At 68.9% G+C, this 17,751-nt stretch carries 17 protein-coding genes and 1 pseudogene; 12 read left to right on the top strand and 6 right to left on the bottom strand.

Going from position 1 to position 17,751, the window contains the following annotated elements:
• Window positions 1-78 precede the first annotated feature (78 nt).
• From WJ16_RS08705 to WJ16_RS08675, 7 genes and pseudogenes are all read left to right on the top strand, one after another.
• Window positions 79-564, top strand: a pseudogene (locus tag WJ16_RS08705) (helix-turn-helix domain-containing protein); the annotation flags it as partial.
• Window positions 565-915: 351 nt separating this feature from the next.
• Window positions 916-2,055 (top strand): acyl-CoA dehydrogenase family protein, encoded by a 1,140-nt coding sequence (locus tag WJ16_RS08700; protein WP_069256719.1) that lies wholly within the window; start codon window positions 916-918, stop codon window positions 2,053-2,055.
• Window positions 2,056-2,104: 49 nt separating this feature from the next.
• A complete protein-coding gene (locus WJ16_RS08695; protein ID WP_069256718.1) occupies window positions 2,105-3,007 on the top strand; it encodes an HpcH/HpaI aldolase/citrate lyase family protein in 903 nt (300 codons plus the stop codon).
• An 8-nt stretch (window positions 3,008-3,015) separates the two neighbouring features.
• A complete protein-coding gene (locus WJ16_RS08690) occupies window positions 3,016-3,669 on the top strand; it encodes a pyridoxine/pyridoxamine 5'-phosphate oxidase (protein WP_167375368.1) in 654 nt (217 codons plus the stop codon).
• A gap of 71 nt (window positions 3,670-3,740) precedes the next feature.
• Window positions 3,741-4,922, top strand: a complete 1,182-nt coding sequence (gene metC / locus WJ16_RS08685; protein WP_069256716.1) for a cystathionine beta-lyase — start codon at window positions 3,741-3,743, stop codon at window positions 4,920-4,922.
• Entirely contained in the window at window positions 4,916-5,560 is a 645-nt protein-coding gene (locus WJ16_RS08680; RefSeq protein WP_069256715.1) for a glutathione S-transferase family protein, read from the top strand. Before metC ends, WJ16_RS08680 begins: the two co-directional genes overlap by 7 nt.
• A gap of 55 nt (window positions 5,561-5,615) precedes the next feature.
• Window positions 5,616-6,398 (top strand): glutamine amidotransferase, encoded by a 783-nt coding sequence (locus WJ16_RS08675; protein WP_069256714.1) that lies wholly within the window; start codon window positions 5,616-5,618, stop codon window positions 6,396-6,398.
• On the opposite strand, the gene WJ16_RS08670 is transcribed toward WJ16_RS08675, so the two are convergent.
• From WJ16_RS08670 to WJ16_RS08650, 5 genes are all read right to left on the bottom strand, one after another.
• Entirely contained in the window at window positions 6,321-6,992 is a 672-nt protein-coding gene (locus WJ16_RS08670) for an autoinducer binding domain-containing protein (protein ID WP_069256713.1), read from the bottom strand. The two genes, WJ16_RS08675 and WJ16_RS08670, sit on opposite strands and share 78 nt — an antisense overlap.
• Window positions 6,993-7,141: 149 nt before the next feature.
• Window positions 7,142-7,573: a hypothetical protein gene (locus WJ16_RS08665; RefSeq protein WP_084636036.1), complete on the bottom strand. Its 432-nt coding sequence runs from the start codon at window positions 7,571-7,573 to the stop codon at window positions 7,142-7,144.
• A gap of 59 nt (window positions 7,574-7,632) precedes the next feature.
• Window positions 7,633-9,171, bottom strand: coding sequence for a DHA2 family efflux MFS transporter permease subunit (locus tag WJ16_RS08660; protein ID WP_069256712.1), 1,539 nt, complete (start codon window positions 9,169-9,171; stop codon window positions 7,633-7,635).
• Window positions 9,168-10,538 carry an HlyD/EmrA/EmrK family protein gene (locus WJ16_RS08655; protein ID WP_084636017.1) on the bottom strand — a complete coding sequence of 457 codons (1,371 nt, stop codon included), beginning with the start codon at window positions 10,536-10,538 and terminating at the stop codon, window positions 9,168-9,170. Before WJ16_RS08655 ends, WJ16_RS08660 begins: the two co-directional genes overlap by 4 nt.
• Before the next feature lie 9 nt (window positions 10,539-10,547).
• A complete protein-coding gene (locus WJ16_RS08650) occupies window positions 10,548-12,047 on the bottom strand; it encodes an efflux transporter outer membrane subunit (protein ID WP_069256711.1) in 1,500 nt (499 codons plus the stop codon).
• Window positions 12,048-12,150: 103 nt separating this feature from the next.
• Between WJ16_RS08650 and WJ16_RS08645 the strand changes: the two genes are divergently transcribed.
• On the top strand, window positions 12,151-12,987 hold the full coding sequence (locus tag WJ16_RS08645) for an AraC family transcriptional regulator (protein ID WP_069256710.1): 837 nt from the start codon (window positions 12,151-12,153) through the stop codon (window positions 12,985-12,987).
• 119 nt (window positions 12,988-13,106) lie between these two features.
• Window positions 13,107-14,474 (top strand): glutamate--cysteine ligase, encoded by a 1,368-nt coding sequence (locus WJ16_RS08640; protein ID WP_069256709.1) that lies wholly within the window; start codon window positions 13,107-13,109, stop codon window positions 14,472-14,474.
• 19 nt (window positions 14,475-14,493) lie between these two features.
• Here WJ16_RS08640 and WJ16_RS08635 read toward each other — a convergent pair whose 3' ends face one another.
• Window positions 14,494-15,606: a 3-deoxy-7-phosphoheptulonate synthase gene (locus WJ16_RS08635; RefSeq protein WP_069256708.1), complete on the bottom strand. Its 1,113-nt coding sequence runs from the start codon at window positions 15,604-15,606 to the stop codon at window positions 14,494-14,496.
• Window positions 15,607-15,988: 382 nt separating this feature from the next.
• Between WJ16_RS08635 and WJ16_RS08630 the strand changes: the two genes are divergently transcribed.
• From WJ16_RS08630 to WJ16_RS08620, 3 genes are read left to right on the top strand one after another with little or no spacing between them, the layout of a single operon-like run.
• Window positions 15,989-16,399 carry an acyl-CoA thioesterase gene (locus WJ16_RS08630; protein WP_060084907.1) on the top strand — a complete coding sequence of 137 codons (411 nt, stop codon included), beginning with the start codon at window positions 15,989-15,991 and terminating at the stop codon, window positions 16,397-16,399.
• 28 nt (window positions 16,400-16,427) lie between these two features.
• A complete protein-coding gene (locus WJ16_RS08625) occupies window positions 16,428-17,075 on the top strand; it encodes a hypothetical protein (RefSeq protein WP_069256707.1) in 648 nt (215 codons plus the stop codon).
• Window positions 17,072-17,635, top strand: a complete 564-nt coding sequence (locus WJ16_RS08620) for a shikimate kinase (protein WP_069256706.1) — start codon at window positions 17,072-17,074, stop codon at window positions 17,633-17,635. Before WJ16_RS08625 ends, WJ16_RS08620 begins: the two co-directional genes overlap by 4 nt.
• Window positions 17,636-17,751: the final 116 nt, after the last annotated feature.

The following is a 17,751-nucleotide window of genomic DNA, read 5'->3' as shown; positions in this document are numbered from 1 at the left end:
GTAGTGGCTAGATTGAAATGTCCGCTTTCGGGCCACGGAAGCTGTCCGGCCGCCGGGTGTCCGGCGCCGGAGGCTGCGATGGCTGCAACGGAGCGGATCACGATGACGATGCGCGAGCTGGACAGGTTCAAGGTCATTCAGGACGTAGCCGACGGGAAGCTCAAACCGTGGCGTGCGGCCGAACGGCTGGAGTTGACGACACGGCAGATCCGGCGACTGGTCGCCCGGCTGCGTGAGCACGGCCCGGCGGGATTGGTGTCGGGACATCGAGCGAAGCCCGGCAACCGTCGTCTGGATCCAGGAGCCGCCGACCGGGCCCTGTCGATCATCCGAGATCGCTACGCCGATTTCGGACCGACACTGGCCTGCGAGAAGCTCTGGGAGTGTCACGGCATTCGGCTGGCCAAGGAAACGGTCAGGAAGCTGATGACGGACGCCGGGCTCTGGATTCCGCGCCGGCAACGACCGCCGAAGATCTACCAACCGCGAGCGCGCCGGGCGTGCCTGGGTGAACTGATCCAGATCGACGGCAGCGATCATCGATGGTTCGAGGAGCGGGCGCCATTCGACATCGTCCGCAACACAGGATGAAATGCGATGCCGAGGTCGAGCATATGCCGCTGTACCGAAGCGCGACCCCGGCGAGACGTCACGAACGATTTGCCTCGATGACGCGCATCCCGCACGACCTGCCGATTCGCCACGAACGTCGCCTCTAGTTCCCTTGACTGCCTGAATGCGTGCACCCGTCCGCACGCCGCGACGATCCGCCATCACCCCACCCGCCCTCGCCTCGCCGCCTCACGCGGCAACTACCACTACTGCCAGTACCTCCGCCGTTCGTGCGCCCGTACTCTTGTCGGCATCGCTGGCGCGCCGTTCGAGGCTGCGCCGCTTCGACCGGAGACACGACAGATGCCATTCGACTGGACGCAGGAACAGCATGCGACGCTCGCGCGCTTTCGCGACATCGGCGCGGAGATCGCCGCCGCGCAGCGCGACGCGCGCGCGCCTGCAGGATTCGATGAAGCCGGCTGGGCCCGGCTCGGCCAGGAAGGACTGTGGGACATGATCGTCCCCGAAACATACGGCGGCGACGGTTACGGCTGGTGGCACTTCTCCGCGGCGCTCGAAGGGCTCGCATCGTCGATCCGCCGCCCGGCGCTGCTGCTGTCGGTGATCGCGCAGGCCGGCATGGTGCGCGCGCTCGAACGCTACGGCACGGCGATGCAGCAGGATCGCTACTTCGGCGCGATCCTGCGCGGCGAGCTGAGCGCGACGGCGATCGCCGAGCCGGGCACCGGCACCGACGTGCGCAGCATCGCGACGAAGCTGGTCGAGCATGACGACGGCTACCGGCTGACCGGCAGCAAATTCAACATCGCGCACGCGCCGCTTGCGCGCTTCATCCTCGTCGTCACGCGCATCGAGACGCCCGGCCGGCGCAACACCGCGCTCGTGATCGTCGATCGCGACCAGCCGGGCATGACCGTCGCCGAACCCGACCGCAAGCTCGGCCTCGACGATCTGCCCACCGGCGCACTGCATTTCGACGACTGCCCGATCGCGCGCGGCCAGTTGCTGGGCGAACCGGGCGCCGGGCTCGGCAACCTGATCGACATCATTTCGCTCGGCCGCCTCTACTACGGGCTCGTCGCCGCGCAGGTGACGGCGCCGTATCTGCGCGACGCGATCGGCTACTGCCGCGAGCGGCGCAGCTTCGACAGCACGATCGACGCGCACCAGTACGTGCAGCGCCGCCTGGTCGACCTGCAGATCGGCATCGAGCGCGGCACGTGGCTCGCGCGCGGCGCGCTCGCGCAGTTGCTGACGGACCACCCGCAAGCGCTGATGACCTGCTCGATCGCGAAACTGGTCGGCGCGCAGGATCTCGTCGACAGCGCGCTCGGCCTCGTGCGGCTGTACGGCAGCCTCGGCTACCAGGCCGGCCCGGTGGCCGCGTTCGCGTCGGACGCGCTGGGCTTCATGAGCGTCGGCGGCACCGAGGAAATGCATCGCAAGAACATCTTCAACCAGATGATGCGCGCCGGCTGAGCGCGTGCGCCATCGATATGCGTATCACACGCCCTACAGGAAACCACGCATGACAACGACCCACCGACGTCCTTCCCGCCTGCGCCGCTCCTGGCTGTTTCTCGCCGGCGCCGATCACGATGCACTCGTCGCCGGCGCCGCGAGCGGCGCGGACGTACTGATCCAGGAACTCGAAACCTTCACGCCGCCCGACCGGCGCCCCGCCGCGCGCGAACTCAGCGAGCGCGTGCTCGCGGGCTGGCGCGATGCCGGCATCCTCGCGTCGGTGCGCGTGAATCCGCTCGATGCGGGCGGCATCGACGACCTGCGCGCCGCGATGCGCGGCCGGCCGGACATCGTGATGATGTCGTACGTGGCGACGCCCGAGCAGGTCGTCGCGCTCGACGAAGCCGTCACGCGTTTCGAGCGTGAATACGATATCGCCCCCGGCTCGACGGAACTGGTGCCGAACATCGAGACGACGCTCGGGCTCGTGAACACGATGGCGATCGCGCGTTCGAGCCCGCGCGTGTCGGCGGTACTCGTCGCGACCGAGGACATGGTGGCCGACATGTGCGCGGAGCGCACCCGTGCGGGCCGCGAGCTCGATTATGTGCGCTCGCGCTTTCGTGTCGAATGCGCGGCGGTCGGCGTCACCGCGATCGATTGCCCGTACAGCTATGCCGACAACGAAGGCGCGGAACTCGACATGCGCGTGTCGCGTGGCCTCGGATATCAGGCCAAGGCGATCGTCAACGGACAGTTCGTGCCGGTCGTCAATCGCGTGCTCACGCCGACGGCCGACGAAGTCGCCCTCGCCCGCCGCGTGATCGACGCGTTCGACACCGCACGGCGCGAGTCCGGCGGCCGCCGTGTCGCCGCGGCCGTGGTCGACGGTTTCCTCGCGGAAGTCCCCGATTATCTTGCCGCGCATCGGCTGATCGCCCGCGCGACGCAATTCGGCATTGCATGAGGCCCGCCATGGATACGATCGCCACGCGCCTGAAGGCGCTGAAAACCCTCGCGCATGCGGCGCCGCACGTTCAGGCCGGTAACTGGCCCGACACGCCGCAAGCGCAGTTCGAACAATGGTTCGACGAGGCCGTTGCCGCGGGCGCCGTCGAACCGCAGGTGATGACGCTGTCGACGGTCCGCCCGGACGGACGGCCCGATGCGCGCTCCGTCGTACTGCTGAACGTCGACGCGCGCGGCTGGCATTTTGCGGCGAGCACGCGCAGCCCCAAGGGACGTCAGATCGACAACCGGCCGTTCGCCGCGCTGACGTTCTATTGGCCGGCGATCGCGAGTCAGGTGCGCTTGAGCGGCCCGGTCGAACGGCTGCCGGCCGCCGAAGGCCGCGCCGATTTTGCGGGTCGTCCCGAGCGTTCGCGCGCGAGCATCCTGGCCGGACGGCAAAGCGAACGGCTCGACGATCCCGACGACCTGACGCGTGCGATCGACACACAGCTCGAGCGGCTGGCGGCCGATCCCGCGCTTGTGTCGGACGACTGGCACCTGTACGCGCTCGCGCCGGACGAAGTCGAATTCTGGCGCGCCGACAGCGCGCGCCGCTTCGCGCGGCAGGCGTACCGCCGTGCCGGTCAGCACTGGGAGAGGTGCGCGCTATGGCCTTGAAGTTCGACGCACCCCCGTCGCAACCGGGCGGCACGCCGCATGACCGAATCCACGACCGAATCCACGACCGGATGCACGAAGACACGCTGCTCATGCACGCGGGCCGCGACAGCGCGTCCTGGTACGGTTTCGTCAATCCGCCCGTCTACCACGCGTCGACCGTGCTCAGTCCGACCGTATACGATCTGCTGAACCGCACGCAGCCGTATATCTACGGCCGCCGCGGCACGCCGACGAGCGAGGCGCTCGAGCGCGCGGTGACGAGCCTCGAAGGCGGCGCCGGTACGGTGCTGTGTCCATCGGGTCTGTCCGCGTGCACGCTCGCGCTGCTGTCGTGCCTGAAGCCGGGAGATCACCTGCTGATGACCGCATCGGTGTACGGCCCGGCGCGCCATGCGTGCGAAGGCGTGCTCGCGCGGCTCGGCGTCGAGACGACCTGGTACGACGACATCACGTCGGTCGCGACCGCGTTCCGTCCGAACACGCGCGCGCTGTACATCGAAGTGCCGGGTTCCTATACGTTCGAGATGCACGATATCCCGGCGCTCGTCCAGCTCGCCCACGCGCACGGTGCGCTCGTCATTGCCGACAACAGCTGGGCTTCGCCGCTTTTCTTTCAGCCGCATGCGTTCGGCATCGACCTGTCGATCCAGTCCGGCACCAAGTATCTGGTCGGGCATGCCGACGCGATGCTCGGCACCGTGTCGGGCAACGAACGCGCATGGCCTGCGTTGAAGCAGCTTCACGGCGATCTCGGACTGTGCGCCGGCCCCGACGACGTCTATCTCGCGCTGCGCGGGTTGCGCACGCTCGGCGTGCGGCTGCGTCAGCACCAGCGCAATGCGCTAGCGGTCGCGACCTGGCTCGCGACGCGCGCCGAAGTGCAGCGCGTGCTGTACCCGGCCCTGCCCGGCGACGACGGACACGCGTTGTGGCGCCGCGATTATCGTGGCGCGTCGGGGCTGTTCTCGATCGTGCTGCAGCCGGCGCCGTCGCATGCGATCGAAGCGTTTCTCGACCACCTCGCGCTGTTCGGGCTCGGCTATTCATGGGGCGGCTACGAGAGCCTCGCACTGCCGTTCGAGCTGGATGAGCATGGCCTTGCAGCGCGCTGGCCGGCCGGCAGCCGTGGCGTGCGCCTGCACATCGGCCTCGAGGACCCGGACGACCTGATCGCCGATCTCGCGGCCGGTCTCGATCGCTACGCGACGTGCGCACGGCAGGCCGCCTGCGAGGATGCCGCTCGATGCTGACCGTCTGGGGCCGTCGCACGTCGTTCAACGTGCAGAAGGTGCTATGGCTGATCGGCGAACTGGGCGTGCCTTACCGGCACATCGCGGCAGGCGGTGAACACGGCTCGCTGCAGACGCCCGCGTTCGCGGCGCTGAATCCGACCTGCCGGATTCCGGTGATCGACTGGGATGGCGACGTCGTGTGGGAGTCGCACACGATCCTGCGCTATCTGGCCGCACGCGTACCGAACAATCCGTTCTGGTGCCGCGACGCATTCGCCCGTTCGCGCGCGGAGCGCTGGATGGACTGGTCGCAGACCGCGCTCGAACCCGACGTGATGACCGGGCTGTTCTGGGCGCTCGTGCGAACGCCGCCCGAGCGGCGCGACGATGCGCTCGTGCGCGACAAGGCCGCGCGCAGCGCGACGCATTTCAAGCTGCTCGACCGCTTGCTGTCGACCCAGCCGTTCCTTGGCGGTGCGACGCCGGGCCTGGCGGACATTCCGGCCGGCGCGACGCTGTTCCGCTATTTCTCGCTCGACGTCGAGCGGCCGCCGTTGCCGCACGTCCAGGCCTGGTACGCCCGCCTGTGCCGACGGCCCGCCTATCGCGAACAGGTGATGGTGTCGTTCGACGCGTTGCGCGGCCAGCCGGGCTGACTGCCCGCGTGACGGCTTTCCCGACCTCACGCACTCACGACCCTCTCGACACGTCATGACGCACACTGCCCTTCGTCCGATCCTGATCGTCCTGCATCGCGAACAATCGAGCCCCGGCCGGATCGGCCGGCTGCTTGCCGCCCGCGGCCATCCGCTCGACATTCGCCGCCCGCCGCTCGGCGATCCGCTGCCGGCGACACTGGCCGACCATGCGGGCGCCGTGGTGTTCGGCGGCCCGATGAGCGCGAACGACGGCGATCGCTGGATTCAGGATGAAATCGACTGGATCGGCGTGCCGCTGCGCGAGGCCGTGCCTTTTCTCGGCGTGTGTCTCGGTGCGCAGATGATGATCCGCCACCTGGGCGGCCGCGTGAACACGCATCGGGACGGGCGCGCGGAAATCGGCTATTGGCCGATCGCCGCGACGCCCGCCGGCCGGCGGCTCGGATCGTGGCCGTCGCACGTGTACCAGTGGCATCGCGAGGGCTTCGAGCGCGTTGCCGGGCTCGAGATTCTCGCGACCGGCGAGCACTTCGAGAACCAGGCCGTGCGCTACGGGCCGCACGCGTACGGCGTGCAATTCCATCCGGAAGTGAGCTATCCGATGATGCGGCGCTGGAGCACGGCGGCCGCGCACAAGCTGTCGGCTCCCGGTGCGCAGGATCTCGCGACGCAGGCAAGCGAAGGCCGGCGGCACGACCGCGCGACGGCCGCGTGGCTCAGCGCGTTTCTCGACCGCTGGCTCGCCGATGCGCCGGCGTCAGTTGAGCACGGTCACGTCGGAGATGCTGATCAGCCCCCACTCGACCGCCCGCAGCACGGCCTCATGCCGACGTGACACGTTGAACTTGCGGCGGATGTTCATGAAGTGGAAATTGATGCACGACTCGGTCACGTTCAGGATGTGGCCGATTTCCCACGACGTCTTGCCGGCCGCATGCCAGCGCAGGCATTCGACTTCCCGCCGGCTGAGCCGCGGCACGCTGTCGGGCGGTGCATGGCAGCGCGTGCCGGCGATCGCTTCGCACGCGACGTCGCGCAGCAGCGTCAGCGCCGCGAGATGGCGGTCGCAGTGCTCGCGCGTGGCGGCGAGCTCGTCCGTACACGCGCACAACAGCATGCCGACCTCGCCCTTCGCACCGCGCACCGGCAGCACGACGCCGCTGCGCATGCCGTACGCGGCCGCCGCTTCGTAACACGGCCGCTGCTCCGGCCGCGCGAACAGCGCATCGTCCCAGACGAGCGGCAGTGCCGAGCGGAAGCAATGCCGCAGCATCGGGTCGACACGGTCGAACTGACGCTGCCGGTACAGCGCCGTCCAGCCGGGCACGCCGCTGCTCCACTTGCGCGCGAGATCGAACGACGCACCGGCAAACGGCAACACGATCAGCACGATCTTGTCGAATCCCATTCCGGCGGCGGCGTCGGTCATTCTCTGCCATGACGCGTCCGTGTCGCCGGGTACCAACCATTTCAGACAATCCAGTCCATTCATACAAGCCACCCCGTTCGTTTAGTTGGAATCTGCACTCAGGCGGACTTGCGCAATCGGTTCGAGACGTTGCGCGCGAACGGGCCGCGCTAGACCGCCTCGGTCAGACGTCGCCGGCCCGCCTGCTTCGCGTCGTCGAACGAAGCCGTCACGTCGAACGGAATGCCGAACGCCTTTTCGATGCCGGACGCGTTCGCGAGGGCCGCTTCGCGCTCGGCCGGGTCCGGTTCGATCGTGATGAGCGCGCGGCAGACCGCGGCGAGCGCGGCGCGGTTCTGCTTGAGCCACATGCCGCGCTCCTTGCGGTCGTCGTGCGCTTCGTCCGGGCGGGCCGGCGGAAAGATCATGACAAACGGCTCGCCGTGCCGCATCAGCGCGTGCATGTCGTCGAGCCAGCGCTGCGCGTAGCCGGCGGATGCGATCGCGTCGTTGCGCACGACGACGAGCGGAAATTCCGTGACGTCGAATACGGCGAGCATGGTCAGGTCGGGCGGCATGGCGCCGGCGTGGTGGATAGGCATCGGGTCAGTCTCCATCGAATTGAACAGCATGGGTCGGAACGGGCCGCGCAGCGCCCGCTTCATCGTTTCGCGGCGGCGCCGGGGCCGAACGGCGGACGGGCGAGCCAGACCACCGCGATCACGGCGAGATACACGCAGCCGAGCGCGAACGAAACGTCGTTGAACGAGATCTGGTACGCCTGCGCGTCGACCAGGTTGCCGAGCAGCGTCGCCGCGCGTTGCGGATCGCCGCCGCCGAGGCGGGCGACTTCGGCCCGCACGGCCGGGTCGAACGCGCTCACGTGCTCGCTCAGCTGTGCGTGGTGCAGGATCGCGCGGCGGTCCCACAGGAACGACGTGATCGACACCGCGAAGCTCGCGCCGAGCGTGCGCAGGAACGTCGACAGGCCGGAGCCGGCGGCGATCTCGTCCGGCTTCAGGTCGGACAGCAGGATGCTGTTGATCGGCATGATGAACAGCGCGAGACCGAGGCCCTGCAACAGCTGGATCAGCGCGATGTGCGTGAAGTCGATGTCGGGCACGAAGCCCGCACGCAGGAACGACGACGTGCCGAGAATCGCGAACGCGCAGCACACGAGCACGCGCATGTTGAAGCGCGGCGCGTACTTGCCCATGAACGGCGTCATCAGCACCGGGATCACGCCCATCGGCGCGACGGCGAGGCCGGCCCAGAACGCCGTGTAGCCGAGGGTGCGCTGCAGCCACTGCGGCACGATCACGTTGACCGCGAAGAACGCCGAATACGCGAGTACGAGCGTCAGCGTGCCCGCTGCGAAGTTGCGATGCGCGAAGAGCCGCAGGTTCACGATCGGATTGGGCTCGTTGAGCTCCCAGATCAGGAACAGCGCGATACCGAACGCGGCGACCACCGACATCACGACGATGAACGTCGAGTTGAACCAGTCGGCCTCGTTGCCCTTGTCGAGCACGATCTGCAGCGCGCCGACGCCGACGATCAGCGCGGCGAGGCCGACATAGTCGACGCGCGCGGCCACCGTCGTCTCGACGCGCGCACGCATCTGCGCGAACACGCACATCGCCGCGAACACGCCGATCGGCAGGTTGATCAGGAACGCCCAGCGCCACGAGTAATGCTCGGTGACCCAGCCGCCGAACAGGGGCCCCGCGATCGGTGCGACGACGGTGACCATCGCGATCATCGACAACGCAAAGCCGCGCCGCTGCGGCGGGTAGATCGACAGCATCAGCGCCTGCGTGGTCGGGATCATCGGCCCGGCCACCAGGCCCTGCAGCGCGCGGAACGCGACGAGCTGCGGCAGGTTCTGCGCGAGGCCGCACAACAGCGACGCGAACGTGAACGCGAGCGTCGCCCAGACGAACAGCCGCACCTGCCCGACGCGCTTGACGAGAAACCCGGTCAGCGGCAACGCGATCGCATTGCTGACCGAGAACGTCGTGACGACCCATGCGCTTTGCGTCGTGCTCACGCCGAAGTTGCCGGCGATCGTCGGCAGCGATACGTTCGCGACGGTGCCGTCGAGTACCTGCATGAAGACCGCGAGCGCGAGGCCGAAGGTGGTCAGCCCGACGCTCGACGGACGAAAGCCGCTGTCGGCGGCCGCCATCGGGCCGCTCATCGCACCGCCTCCGTACGCACCGTCGCCGGCAGGTTCGCATGGATTACATCGGCGATCAGGCTGTCGGCTCGCGCGAGCTCGTCGCGGTACACGTCGGTGCGAAATACCGGCGCGCGCTGTTCGCGACGCGACAGCATCGCGCCGCTGCGGTCGTGCTGGTCGACCCGCGCGTGCATCGACAGGCCGATGCGCAGCGGATGCGCATCGAGCTGCGCCGGCTCCGTCAGTTCGATGCGGACCGGCAGCCGCTGCACGATCTTGATCCAGTTGCCCGTTGCGTTCTGCGCGGGCAGCAGCGAGAACGCGCTGCCGGTGCCGACGCCGAGACTCTGCACGCGGCCCGTATAGCGCACGCCGTCGCCGTACACGTCGGCGGTCAGTACGACCGGCTGCCCGATACGCATGTGTTCGAGCTGTTTCTCGGTGAAGTTCGCATCGACCCACAGCTCGCGCAGCGGCACGACCGCGAGCAGCGGCACGCCGGGCGACACACGTTGCCCGACCTGCACCGTCCGCTTCGCGACATGGCCGGTGACGGGCGTGACGACGTCGGTGCGTGCATGCGCGAGGTAGGCGGCCCGCAGTCGCTCGGCCGCGGCCTGCACGTCCGGGTGCGACGCGACCGCGGTGTCGTCGATCAGCGCCTTGCTCGTCTGGTGCTGTTCGCTGAGGGTCGCGAGCGCGCTCTGCGCGGCGGCGTACGCACTTTGCGCGGATGTCAGCGTGTCGCGCGCATGCGCGAGTTCTTCACGTGAAATCGCGCCGGAGCGGCCGAGATCCTCGCGTCGGGCGTAGTCGGCTTTCGCCTTGTCGAGTGCGGTGCGGCGTGCGTCGAGTTCCGCGCGTGCGCCATCGATGCTGTTCGCCAGCCCGCGTTCGTTGCTGTACAGGCCGCGCACCTTGCGCACCGTTGCCGCGAGATCGGCCTGGGCGGTCGCGAGCGCGATCTGCGCGTCGCTCGGATCGAGACGGACGAGCGGCGTGCCGGCGCGTACGAGGTCTCCGTCGTCCGCATCGATCGACACGACGGTGCCCGTCACCTGCGGCGTCAGCTCGACGACGTTGCCTTGTGCGTATGCGTTGTCGGTGGATTCGTACCAGCGTCCGACGAGCACGTACCAGATGCCCCAGCCGACGATGCCGAACACGAACGCGGCGATGAGCGCGCGCACCAGGTGCTTGCGCCGCGCGGGCGGCGGTGGCGGCGCCGAGGGTGCGGCACCGCCCGGCGCTGGTTGCGTGCGGGCGTCCGCCCCGCTCGGCGCGCGCGGCGCGGCGGTGTGGTCGGCCGCCGGCTGCTGGCGGGCGCTGGCGGGATCGGCGGCGGCCGGCCGCGCGGGAGTCTGCAAGGAGTTGTCGCTGCTCATGGTTCGATGTCAAGGATGTTGGGAAGGAGTGGCGGCGAGCGCGACGTCATCCGGCTCGGCGTGAAAGCCGCCGCCGAGCGCGGCGACGAGCTGCAGCGACTGGTCCGCGCGTTGCGCGCGCAACGCGGCGACCTCGCGGCTCGCGACCAGCAGTTGCTGGCGCACGACGAGCGCGTCGAGGTAGCTGCCGACGCCGGCCCGGTAGCGCGCATCCGCGAGCCGCCATGCATCGGTGGCGGAGTCGAACGCGCGCTGCTGCGCGTCCGTCTGCACGGCGAGCGAATGCAGCCGCTGCAGATCGTCGGCCACTTCGCCGATCGCGCCGATCAGCGTCTTGTTGTAGCCGGCGACCGCGAGGTCGTATTGCGCATCGCGCCTGCGCAGCACGCCGCGCCGCTCGCCGCCGTCGAAGATCGGCAGGCTCACGGCCGGGCTGACGTTGTAGGTGCGCGACGCGGCCTGGAACAGCGACGCGCCGCCGCGTGTCGCGAGCCCGATCAGCGCGGTGAGACTGACGTTGGGCAGGAAATCCGCACGGGCGGCCGCGACGTTGCGGCCGGCCGCCTCGACCCGCCAGCGCGCGGCGACGAGATCGGCGCGCCGGCCGAGCAGCGCGGCCGGCAGGTCGGCCGGCACCGCGAGCGCGGCGGCCGGCAGCGGCGCGGGCCGCACGAGCGCGAGGCCGCGATCGGGGCCTGCGCCGAGCAGGATCGCGAGCGCGATGCGTGCGCTGTCGATCGCCTGCGCGGCGTGCGCCTGCTCGCGCGTCGCGGCCGCGACCTCGCTTTCCGCCTGGCGCTGCTGCGCGACGTTGTCGATGCCTTTCGTGACGCGCTGGCGCGTGAGCGTGAGCGCTTCGTCGGCGCGCGCGTACTCGGCCCGCGCGACGTCCTGCTGATCGAATGCGTACGCGAGATTCACGTAGGCGCGCGCAACGTTGACCGACAGCAGCACGCGGGCGGCCTGCGCATCGATCCGTGCGGCGCGCGCTTCGCCGAGCGCGGCTTCCCACGCGGCACGGCGGCCGCCCCACAGATCGAGGTCCCAGCTCAGGCCAAGATTGATCTCGCGCGTGTGACTGAAGAAGCCGCCGCCCTCGCCCGACGAAAACTGGGTGCCGGACAGGCGTTCGGCCTTCGCGCTCCCACGGCCGACGAGATGCGGCAGCCGTGCGGCCTGGGCTTCGATCACCAGCGCCTGCGCTTCGCGGGCGCGTGCATCGGCGGTCGCGAGATCGGGGTTGCCGGCGAGTGCCTCGTCGATCAGCGCACTCAGTTGCGCATCGTTCAGCGCACGCCACCAGTCGGCGGCCGGCCAGTCGCCGGTCGGCGCATGCGCGAGGCTGCGCGACGCGGCGAGCGTATCGGCGCCGCGCAGCGTGCCGGCCGGCGCGAGTCCGTCGCGGCTCGCGCACGCGCCGAGCACGACGAGCGCCGCGGCGACGGCGATTCGCGACACGGCGCGCAGCGCGCCGGTACCGCGTATCCAGGGAGCAAGTGCTGCATGCATCGCATTCCTCTGCTTCGTATCGGTTTGAACACGACATGCATTGTTGGACGCCCCCGGACAAAGCTGATAATGTTGTTTAGACAAAAAATAATGAATTCCGGCCATGCCCATCCGAGACGTTTCTCCCCCGCGCACCGTGCAGCACGCCGACTCCGATCCGAGCGAACGTGAGGACGGCCCGTCGCTGATCGCCGTCTGGGGCGAGGACGACGGCAGCAACACGTACCGGCTCGGCACTCGCGAGGTCGACTGGCACAGCCATCTGCGCGGCCAGGTGTTCTGCGTGGAAAGCGGTTTCGCGCACGTGCGCACGCCGCACGGTTCGTGGCTGCTGCCGCCGCATCGCGCGGGATGGATTCCGCCGGGCGAGCAGCACAAGGTCAGCATCAGCGGTGCGTTGAGCGGCTGGAGCGTCGTGATCGCGCCGGCCGCGAGCCGGCGCATGCCGGGCCGGCCGTGCGTGATCGCGATCACCGAGCTGATGCGCGCGCTCGTGCGGCGCGCGGTGTCGTGGGCCGACCAGGACCGGCTCGACGTCGAGCAGGCGCGCATGGGCCTCGTGCTGCTCGACGAGATGCGCCGCGCGCCGCACGAGCCGCTGCATCTGCCGATGCCGCGCGACCGGCGGCTGCTTCGGATCGCAAACGCGATCCTCGGGCAGCCGCACGACGGCCGCACGCTCGAAGCGTGGGCCGAATGGGCAGGACTGTCCGCCCGCACGCTGAGCCGGCTGTTCGTCGCGGAAACGGGCACGAGCTTCGCGCAATGGCGTCAGCAGGCGCGTCTCACGCATGCGCTCGAACGTCTCGCGAGCGGCGACAGCGTCGCCAACATCGCCGACGCGCTGGGCTATGCGACGCCGAGCAACTTCATCGCGATGTTCCGCCGCGCGTTCGGCGACTCGCCCGCGCATTACTTCGCAAAGCGCAGGCAGCCGTAGCGCCGCGCGGCTTAACCCTGCCCCTATCACCCCTGCCAGTACAGCACCGGCATCGACGTCGCTATAGTCGCCGTGCGACCGGCCGGTCGGTCGCGCAACGTGACTTGTGGAGGGTGTCGATGTCGAATGCCGTTGGGTCGGACCACACGCCGATCGTCTCCGAGCAGCAGCTCGCCGATCATCTGGCCGCCGGCTGCAAGCCGGCCGCGCAGTTCCGGATCGGTACCGAGCACGAGAAGTTCGTCGTCGTGCGTGCGACGCATGCGGCCGCGCCTTACGATGGTCCGTCCGGGATCGCCGCGGTGCTCGCGCGGCTGCAACGCGACGGCACGCCGATCGTCGATGCCGGACGGATCGTCGGCGTGATCCAGCGGGACGGCGCGGCGATTTCGCTCGAGCCGGCCGGTCAGCTCGAACTGTCGGGCGCGCCGCTCGATACGCTGCACGACACGCATGCGGAACTGCATGCGCATCTCGCCGCGGCCAGTGACGCGTGCAATGCGCTCGGCCTGCGCTGCGCGCCGCTGGGTTTTCATCCTCACCTGGCGCGCGCGGCGCTGCCGTGGATGCCGAAGCAGCGCTACGGGATCATGCAGCGCTACATGCCGCGCGTCGGCACGCGCGGGCTCGACATGATGCAGCGCACCTGCACCGTGCAGGTCAACCTCGATTTCGCGTCGGAAAGCGACATGGCGCGCAAGATGCGCGTGTCGCTCGCGCTGCAGCCGGTCGCCACCGCGCTGTTCGCGAATTCACCGTTTTCCGACGGCCGGCCGAGCGGCCTGCTGTCGACGCGCGCACACACGTGGCTCGACACCGACGAGGATCGCTGCGGAGCGCCCGCGCTGTTCCTGTCGCGCAGCTTCGGATTCGAGCGCTACGTGAGCTGGCTGCTCGACAACGTGCCGATGTATTTCGTGCGGCGCGGCGACCGCTATGTGGATGCGACCGGCTGGACGTTCCGCGATTTCATGCGACGCCGCATTCCGCATCTCGAAGGCGACACGCCGACGCTCGGCGATTTCGCCGACCATCTGACGACGGTCTTCACCGACGTGCGGCTGAAGCGCTATCTCGAGATGCGCGGCGCCGATGCGGGCTCGCCCGCGATGATGGTCGCGCTGTCCGCGTTCTGGACCGGCCTGCTGTACGATCCGGCCGCGCTGTCGGAGGCCGAGACGCTGGCCGCCGCGATCGATCGTGGCGCGTTGCTGACGTTGCGGCGCGACGTGCCGCGTTTCGGGCTCGGCACATCGGTCGACGGCCGTCCGTTGCGCGCGTTGGCGGCCGATGCGCTGGCGATCGCGCATCGAGGCCTGCGCGCGCGGGCGCGCACGGATGCGGCCGGCCGCGATGAATCCGTGTATCTCGCGCCGCTCGACGAGATCGTCGCCGGCGCGCCGACCCAGGCCGAGCACTGGCTCGCCCGCTATCGCGACGCGTGGGCCGGCGACGCGACGCGGATCTATGACGAAGCCGAGATCTGAGCGGGTCGCGCGGGGCCGCTCATGCGCAGCATGCGAGTAGCGGCTCGTGCGCGAACTCGGTGCCCGGCACCGGCGCATGGCCCCGCCGCCGCGCCCGCACCGCGTGCGCGAGCGTCTCCAGGAGCTGCGCGGTATCGGCGAACGACACGCACGCGTCGGTGATGCTCTGCCCGTAGCGCAGCGGCATGCCGGGCACGAGATCCTGGCGCCCTTCGATCAGGTTCGACTCGATCAGCACGCCGACGATGCGCGTGTCGCCGGCCGCGACCTGGGCGGCGACGGCCGCGCCGACGCCCAGCTGATTGCGGAACTGGCGGCGGCTGTTGCCGTGGCTGACGTCGATCATCACGCGCGGTGCCCACTGCGCGGCCGCCATGCGCTCGCATGCGGCATTCACGGCGGCCGCGTCAAAATTCGGTTCGCGCCCGCCGCGCAGCACGACGTGCGTGTGCGGATTGCCGGGAGACGCCGTCGCGCATAGCCGGCCGCACGCATCGACCGACAGGAAGCGGTGTGCGCGCGCGGCCGCGCACATCGCATCGACGGCCACCTGAACGTTGCCGTCGGTGCCGTTCTTGAAGCCGATCGGGATCGGCAGCCACGACGCCAGCTCGCGATGCACCTGCGATTCCACCGTGCGTGCGCCGATCGCGCCCCATGCGACCAGATCGGCCAGGTAGCACGGCGACAGCGGATCGAGAAACTCGGTTGCCGCCGGCATCTCCGCTCCGTTGAGGTCGCACAGCAGCGCGCGCGCCGTATGCAGCCCGGTGTCGATCCGTTCGCTGCCGTCCAGCAGCGGATCGTTGATGAGCCCTTTCCAGCCGACCGTCGTGCGCGGCTTCTCGAAGTACACGCGCATCACGATTTCCAGCTCGTCCGCGAATCGTGCGCGTTGCAGCGCGAGCCGTGCCGCATAGTCGCGCGCCGCGGCCGGATCGTGCACCGAGCACGGGCCGGCGATGACCACGAGACGATCGTCCGTGCCGTTCAGCACGTCGACGATCGCCTGGCGAGCCGCATGAACCGTGCGCGATGCGCGCAGCGTCGGCTGCAGCGCGCCGGTCAGTTCCGCGGGGGACGGCAAGTGCAGCACGGCGTCACGGTTCGCCATCCAGGCGTTTGCATGCATGGGGACTGCCCTCCTGTCGATGATTAGGTGGATTTTTCACTACAGCGCGACTTTATTGAGTGGTGCTTTCCACACGCAACTAACATAGTTGCCAGTTTTAATTCATAACCTTATGAATGACAGGAATAAGCGAAATTTCACGAAATTGAAGTATTGGGTTTTCGTGTCGTCGAAGTGCGCCGCGGGCCGGGAATTCGATTTTTCAATCGCTGACGCGGAAGCGGCCTTCCAAAGCGCGGGCAACGCTTGATGGATCAGCCGCAGTGGCGCGCTATTCGTTCTGATAGTGGCGTCCCGATAGGTGTTCGATTAATTTTCAAATTCCTGACAGGCCGATCAGGTTCGAATATATAAATCAACCCAGTCATTGCGGAGAATCACCATGTCGAAGCGTCATTATGAAACGCCCATTCACGTCAAGTATCGCGATACGGATTCGATGGGGCATGTGAGCAGTCCCGTCTATTACGACTATCTGCAGCATTCGTACCTCTGCTACATGTTCGACCTCCTCGGCTTGCCGCGCAGCGAGAAGCTGCCGCACATCATGGTGAAGACGCAGTGCGAATACCTCGCGCCGGCGCAATTCGGCGACAACCTGACGATCCGCTCGAGCATCGTGCGCTTCGGCAGCAAGAGCTTCGATCTCGAACACCTGATGGAGCGCGACGATCAGACCATCGTTGCGCGCGGCATGTCGACGCACGTGATGTTCGACTACGCGAACAACACGACGCAGACCGTCCCCGACGAGTTCAAGGCACGCGTGCTCGAATTCCAGGGTTCGCTGTGATGCGCGCGTGCCATTCGGGGAGCGACACGTGAGCGCCGTGGTGGCGCGCGCCCGACGCAGGATCGGTGCGATCGTCGAACGGCGCGACGATCGCGCGATCGTGATCGTCCGGCATGCCGCGCACGCGTTGCTCGAGCCGGCCGCGCTCGAGCGGCACCGCGCGCTCGTCAGCCGCCACGAGGACGAACTCGAGGTGATGCTGCAGCCGTGCGGGGGCGCGTACGACGGTGTGCGGCCGCTGCTCGGGCGATTGCGGGATGCCGGCGTGACCGTCGCGCTCGATACGGCGACGCTCGCTCACGACGCGTCGCTGCTCGAGTTCGCGAGCTGGGTCACGCAGTGCGCGACGCCCGGCGAGACGCAGCCGCCAGGCGAAGACGCAACCGTGCCGCGCGGCGGGCTGTTCTGCGGCCTGGTCGTGCGCTGGCGCGATTGGCGCAACGGCTGGCGGCGGCCCGGACAGGACGACGCGCCGGAGCGTACGCCGCACGCCATCGCGGCGGAGGCGGCCGAACACATCGCGGCCGGCGACCCTGACGCGCAGGTGCTCGGCGCGCTGCTCGACGCCGATGACGCGGCCACCGACGCGGCGCTCGATACGCTGTCGGACGCGGTGCGCGCGCGGCGGATCTGTGCGGCGACGCGAGCCGGCTGGCCGCTCGCACGGCGGTTATGAGCGTCGTGCGAGCGGCGGCCGACGCGCGCGCCCTGCCCGCGCGTGCGTTTCTGGTCGGCCTGATGGGCGCGGGCAAATCGACGCTCGGCCGTGCGCTCGCGACATCGCTCGGCTGGGCGTTTGCCGATAGCGACGACGAGATCGAGCGGCGCACCGGCCGTTCGGTCGCCGCGCTGTTCGACAGCGTCGGCGAACGCGGCTTTCGGCTGCTCGAAACGCAAATCGTCGACGAACTGACACAGCGGCCGAACGTCGTCGTGGCGACCGGCGGAGGCGCGGTATTGAATCCGCGCACTCGCTCGCGCCTGAGCGAACGCGGCTGCGTGATCTACCTGCATGCGGACGCGGATGCGCTGTGGCGCCGTACGCGCGACGGCACGCACCGGCCGCTGCTGCAGGTGTCCGACCCACGGCACACGCTCGCCGCGTTGTACCGGCTGCGCGACCCGCTGTATCGCGAATGTGCGCATGCGCTCGTCGATACGACCGCGCAGGGTGTCGCGCGCACGACGGCCGACGTGTTGGCGGTGCTGCTGGCGCGGGTCAGCGCGCCGGATTGACGGCGCGCGCAATGTGCGGCCGCTGCCCTGCTCTTGAATCGCATGGGCGCAATCCGGATTTTGAGCACCAGACGCGATTTTGAAATGGCGAGTTTGGTCCGGTAACAATGATGTTG

This window comes from Burkholderia metallica (assembly GCF_001718555.1).
Classification (GTDB): Bacteria; Pseudomonadota; Gammaproteobacteria; order Burkholderiales; family Burkholderiaceae; genus Burkholderia; species Burkholderia metallica.
The sequence above is the reverse complement of the archived record's forward strand: the minus strand, read 5'-3'. Positions and strand labels throughout refer to the sequence as shown.

Bases quoted from the DNA above. Each gene is read 5' to 3' on its own strand.
- WJ16_RS08645 (WP_069256710.1), top strand. From the start codon at position 12,151: ATGCCCATCCGAGACGTTTCTCCCCCGCGCACCGTGCAGCACGCCGAC.
- WJ16_RS08635 (WP_069256708.1), bottom strand. From the start codon at position 15,606: ATGCATGCAAACGCCTGGATGGCGAACCGTGACGCCGTGCTGCACTTG.
- WJ16_RS08680 (WP_069256715.1), top strand. From the start codon at position 4,916: ATGCTGACCGTCTGGGGCCGTCGCACGTCGTTCAACGTGCAGAAGGTG.
- WJ16_RS08655 (WP_084636017.1), bottom strand. From the start codon at position 10,538: ATGAGCAGCGACAACTCCTTGCAGACTCCCGCGCGGCCGGCCGCCGCC.
- WJ16_RS08695 (WP_069256718.1), top strand. From the start codon at position 2,105: ATGACAACGACCCACCGACGTCCTTCCCGCCTGCGCCGCTCCTGGCTG.
- WJ16_RS08620 (WP_069256706.1), top strand. From the start codon at position 17,072: ATGAGCGTCGTGCGAGCGGCGGCCGACGCGCGCGCCCTGCCCGCGCGT.
- WJ16_RS08630 (WP_060084907.1), top strand. From the start codon at position 15,989: ATGTCGAAGCGTCATTATGAAACGCCCATTCACGTCAAGTATCGCGAT.
- metC (WP_069256716.1), top strand. From the start codon at position 3,741: ATGCACGAAGACACGCTGCTCATGCACGCGGGCCGCGACAGCGCGTCC.
- WJ16_RS08670 (WP_069256713.1), bottom strand. From the start codon at position 6,992: ATGACCGACGCCGCCGCCGGAATGGGATTCGACAAGATCGTGCTGATC.
- WJ16_RS08650 (WP_069256711.1), bottom strand. From the start codon at position 12,047: ATGCATGCAGCACTTGCTCCCTGGATACGCGGTACCGGCGCGCTGCGC.
- WJ16_RS08690 (WP_167375368.1), top strand. From the start codon at position 3,016: ATGGATACGATCGCCACGCGCCTGAAGGCGCTGAAAACCCTCGCGCAT.
- WJ16_RS08660 (WP_069256712.1), bottom strand. From the start codon at position 9,171: ATGAGCGGCCCGATGGCGGCCGCCGACAGCGGCTTTCGTCCGTCGAGC.
- WJ16_RS08640 (WP_069256709.1), top strand. From the start codon at position 13,107: ATGTCGAATGCCGTTGGGTCGGACCACACGCCGATCGTCTCCGAGCAG.
- WJ16_RS08665 (WP_084636036.1), bottom strand. From the start codon at position 7,573: ATGCCTATCCACCACGCCGGCGCCATGCCGCCCGACCTGACCATGCTC.
- WJ16_RS08700 (WP_069256719.1), top strand. From the start codon at position 916: ATGCCATTCGACTGGACGCAGGAACAGCATGCGACGCTCGCGCGCTTT.
- WJ16_RS08675 (WP_069256714.1), top strand. From the start codon at position 5,616: ATGACGCACACTGCCCTTCGTCCGATCCTGATCGTCCTGCATCGCGAA.